Origin of the sequence: Saccharomonospora saliphila YIM 90502 (assembly GCF_000383795.1) — a bacterium.
Classification (GTDB): domain Bacteria; phylum Actinomycetota; class Actinomycetes; order Mycobacteriales; family Pseudonocardiaceae; genus Saccharomonospora; species Saccharomonospora saliphila.
This window is the reverse complement of sequence record NZ_KB912689.1, coordinates 1-1,602: the sequence shown is the minus strand read 5'-3', so window position 1 is coordinate 1,602 and position 1,602 is coordinate 1. Positions and strand designations below refer to the sequence as shown.

The following is a 1,602-nucleotide window of genomic DNA, read 5'->3' as shown; positions in this document are numbered from 1 at the left end:
CGCCGGTCCAGGGCGTGGCAGGGTGCGCGGCTCCGCCCGCGCGGGTGTCGAGACGCTCCGCCCCGGCGATGACCTCGGCCTCGGGACGGTTGCGCCCCCCGGAGAGCACGCCACCCGTGCCCCGCGTGCCCGCGCCGCCCTCGGCCCGGTCGTCGTCGGAGATCGTCTTCCAGAACTCGTCCTGCGGGCTCGGTTCGCCGCTGCCGCGGCGGAAGCGGGAGAACAGGCCGCCGCGCGGGCTCGGCACGGCCGAGGAGACCATGCCCACCGACATCTCCACCATCTGCCACAGCCGCCTGCCCGGGCGCCCGACCATGAACAGCAGCACCGTGACCAACCCGGCGACGACCATCTGGGTCAGCATCGACAGTGTGTCGCCCGCCGCGAAGATCGCGCGCAGCAGCAGCGCCTGCACCCCGGCCAGGACCGACAGCACCAGCAGGTTGAACGCCACCGTGCCCACGACCTTGCCGACCCGCCGCAGGATGTCGTGATGGATGATCGCCACGAGCCCGATCAGCGGCGCGGTGAGCGTGAACAACCGCACCAGGATCTGCGCGAGCAACACCGCGGCCTTGGCGAAGAGCTGGAACAGCGCATAGCACAGGCTCTGCAGCAGTGACAGGAATCCCACACCGGTCCGGCTCCCGTCCTCACCGGTGAAGTAGCCCGTCGCCGGTCCCAGTTCGCCCGAGATCCGCTGGTACTCGGCGTTCTTCTCCTCGATCACGGCCTCGTCGGCGTCGTCGCCGTCGCGCATCTCCTGCCAGGTGAAGGCCTGCGCGTCGAGCAGGTCCCTGCCGTGCTCCTCGGCCTGCGGCGCGTCGGGCGTGCCGAACTCGCCGCGCTGCCAGTTGTCGTAGACCACCTCGGTGTGCAGGTCGGTCGGCAGCACGTGGCGCACCACGCGGTTCTCGGTGTCGTCGACGAACCCGGCCTGGATGTTGGTGGTGGTCTGCACGATCGCGTTGTCGATCTCGTCGTAGTAGCGCAGCAGTGCCATCGACGACGCCGCCAGCCACACCCCGCCGAGCGCGAACAGCGCGCGTTTGCCCACGGTGGAGAGGTCGCCGCGCCAGATGTTGCGGAAGAGCAGAATCGCCAGCAGCAGGGCGGCCAGGCCGAACAACTGGGTGTAGACGTTGTCGTAGACGGTCTCCGCGCCCGCCGACACCGCGTTGTAGATCGGGTTGAGCAGCCCGCCCTCCAGCACCGTGTAGTGCAGCGAGTTGGTCGCCCCGACGATGTTCTTGCCGATGTTGAACAGCTGGTTGCCCGCCCAGGTGTCGATCGTGGACTCCGGGTCGGTCATCCCGGGGCCGAAACCGGCGCCGTCGTCGCACTGGTAGACGTGCCAGACCAGGCCCGCGTAGCCGTACTCGAGGTAGGGGCTGCCCGCCTCGCCCTTGGCCGAGGGCGGGTCGATCGCCCCGACCATGCCGGAGCCGGGCCGTTCCGGGTTCGGCGCGCAATCGCCGTTCTGCGCGGCGGCGGGCGCGGTGAGCACGAGCTGGGTGCCGAGCACGAGCACCGCGGCGGCCAGCGCCGGAAACCTGCGCCGGTGCCCGCGCGGGCGTCGCTCGCGCGTCCGCACGGCCCGCC

1 protein-coding gene is annotated in these 1,602 nt (G+C 71.0%); it reads right to left on the bottom strand.

The window, feature by feature from the left end:
* The coding region (locus tag SACSA_RS26215) for a hypothetical protein (RefSeq protein ID WP_019816637.1) at positions 1-1,602 on the bottom strand (1,602 nt) is incomplete at both ends.